This is a genomic window from Rhodoferax sp. (assembly GCF_039922535.1).
Lineage (GTDB): Bacteria > Pseudomonadota > Gammaproteobacteria > Burkholderiales > Burkholderiaceae_C > Rhodoferax_B.
The window spans coordinates 1-2,616 of record NZ_JBDTEM010000384.1 but is presented as its reverse complement, the minus strand read 5'-3'; the positions used below and the strand labels follow the sequence as shown (position 1 = coordinate 2,616).

Sequence of the window (2,616 nt, the reverse complement as noted above, 5' to 3'; positions counted from 1 at the left end):
TGACTGGCGCAAGGATAGGCTTCCCGTCTTGGGTCTCTGACGCCCTGGCCTCCATGAGGGATGCCCATCCCCTCTGCCCGAGCGGATCAGGATTTCGACGGGTTACCTGATTTCGGTCAGAACCTCGCCGGTGGAGAGCACGCGCCACACGCGAGGGCCGGGTGTCATGTGGTCCTTCATCACTTCAAGCTCGATGCCCGCGTCATTCTGAAAACGCCATTCGTGTGCTTCTGACTGAACTTCACTGTCACGGGCTGCGGTGGGAATGAGCCAGTAGATGTGGGTAATCTGCTGCTCGCCATTGAGGCTGCCGTGAACTCGGATTGTTGTGGTGGCTCTGTTTTGTCTCATTTTGTCGTCGCTGCTAATTGGGTTCATATCCGCCTTCAATGTGAAAAACACATCATGGCAGATCGCCTAAATTATTTGCTTTAAGGCGGCAACGCTTTTTTCGCTTTGCCTCCCCCTGGCCGGTGAGGCTGGGATTTTGCAAGTTATCGTAGCGTGGCATTTCTCTTGGCCGGTGTACGCAGAAAGGGTCACTGCCATAGGTCTTTGAATTTCTGAAGTATTCCTAAATTGATAGCTTTCAGCACAGGTGGTATATGCGCTGGAGGCATATTCTTCTTCTAATTATTTGGCAGTGCTGACATACCATTGCGTGTAGGTTCTCACCGTGACTTGCATGCTTCCGCTGCCTAGGGCGTGAACGTTCAAACGCGCAAAGCGGCCTGCATCTCGTTGGCATACACCGGCGCCAGCTTGCGAGTGACAACCCGTGCAATGCACACCCCATCCGACTGCCGCTGCAACACACTGCTGTGGCACAGCAAGCCTTCATCCGCCACCTGCGGCTGCAACTGAATTTGCACACTGTCCCCCAAATCCAGATTCCCAAAGAACACCATCTCACGCTCCCGCAAAGCTGCTGGCCGGCCCGGCGGCTGGGTGTGCAGCATCCAGGCCCACTCTGCCCGGTCCACCATGGCCTGGAAGGCGCTGAAGTACAGCAGGTCTGCGCCGTTGAAGTCGTTGTTGGGGCAGGGGGTGAAGTCCAGTATGTGGGCGGGCGCATTGGCCAATGTGGGCTCCGTCGCCCGGTGTTCTTTGCCCCGGCGTACGAAGGCTTCTGCGGCGGTCCATAGCGCCGGGTCTGGCGCTTGCGCAGATGTATCGGCCATGGCGGCGCGCACCACGCCGCGGTTGCTGCCGGGCTGGGCGCGGCGCACAAAGGCTGACAGCATTTCCACCCGCGCAGCAGTCTGGCCCTGTGCTTGCAGCAGGTGGCGGCTGTAGTGTTGGGCGCGGCCTACCGGCAGGCACTGGCTGGTGATGGTGAAGGCATCGTTCTCTGCTATCTGCTCCAGCCGCCCGGCTGTGATGCGCACCAGGGTGAAGGCGGCGTAGACCTTGTGGCCTTGTGCGTCGCGGAACTCGGGTTGCGTTTGGCCGTTGGCCTGGGCGATGCCCCGCCAATGGCGGTCGCCGCATTCCTTCAGCAGCCAGTTTTCCGACAGGCCGTTGGTGTTGAGCTGCGGCATGCCGGCGGTGTAGCGCCCGGTCTGGGCTAAGGTGGCGACGGTCACGATAGCAATAGCTCCGTCTCGGCGGTGTCTGCACTCATGTCTTGGTTACCCATGTGCGCCTCGATTTGCTCGGCCAGGTACAGGGCATCCTGCGCCACGCCTGAGAAGCGGCCCGAACCCCAGGTATGCAGCCACGGCAGGCCCAGAAAATACAGGCCGGGCTGGTGGGTTACGCCGCGCACATGCACCGGCTCACCGCGCCCGTTGAACACCGGGGCATCGACCCAGGCGAAGTCGGGCAAAAAACCGATGCACCACACCACCGTGGTGATGCCGCTGGCGGCCAGGTCCAGCGTGGTGCGTTCCTCGGCGGGCTGCCACACGGGTACATAGGGGCCGCCGGGCGGCGCGTCGATGGCGTGGGTGGCGATGTATTTGTCGATGCTGGCGTTGATGCCGTTGTAGATGCCGTCGGCGTGGTCCAGGTGGGCTTGCAGATTGGGCTGGAACTGCAGGGTGTCGCCCTGCAGATCGGTCAGCAGGCCGTAAAGCTCCATGCCCTCCAGCGCAAAGCGGCGCAGGTCGATGTCGCGCCCGCCATCGCGGCCTGTGACGTAGTGGTTGGTGTTGTCGCGCACGCCTTCGCGCAGCGGGTGCTGGGTGACGGGCAGCTTGTAGTAGTCCATGTCGGCCAGCCAGTCCACCACGTCTTTGCCGCGGTAAAAGCGGGCGCAGCGCGGGGCATCGCCGGTGGCTACAAACACTTTGCGGCCTGCCAGGTGCAGGTCTTCGGCAATTTGCGAGCCGGATTGGCCGCAGCCCACCACCAGCACCGCGCCCTCGGGCAGGGCCTGCGGGTTACGGTACTCGGCCGAATGCATTTGCGTGATGTGGGCGGGCAGACGTTCGGCCAGGCGCGGCACGATGGGCTTGTGGTAGCCACCTGATGCCACCACTACCTGGTCGGCGGTGAAGTCGCCCTGGCTGGTGGTCACGGAAAACGGTTTGTGGCTGTGCGGACGGGCGATTTTGTGTACCGACACGCCTTCCAGCGCGGGCGCATCCACGTGGGCCACAAAGCCCTCCAGCC

At 62.1% G+C, this 2,616-nt stretch carries 3 protein-coding genes; all 3 read right to left on the bottom strand.

Annotated features, from left to right (window positions below; all coding sequences use genetic code 11):
- Window positions 1–102: 102 nt before the first annotated feature.
- Complete coding sequence (locus tag ABI213_RS18365) at window positions 103–402, bottom strand: hypothetical protein (RefSeq protein WP_348028133.1); 300 nt, start codon at window positions 400–402, stop codon at window positions 103–105.
- 311 nt (window positions 403–713) lie between these two features.
- Window positions 714–1,586, bottom strand: coding sequence for a Pnap_2097 family protein (locus ABI213_RS18360; RefSeq protein WP_348006912.1), 873 nt, complete (start codon window positions 1,584–1,586; stop codon window positions 714–716).
- Window positions 1,583–2,616, bottom strand: a 1,034-nt coding sequence (locus ABI213_RS18355) for an MSMEG_0569 family flavin-dependent oxidoreductase (protein WP_348028131.1), incomplete at its 5' end; no start/stop codon positions are given. The genes ABI213_RS18360 and ABI213_RS18355, both read right to left, overlap by 4 nt.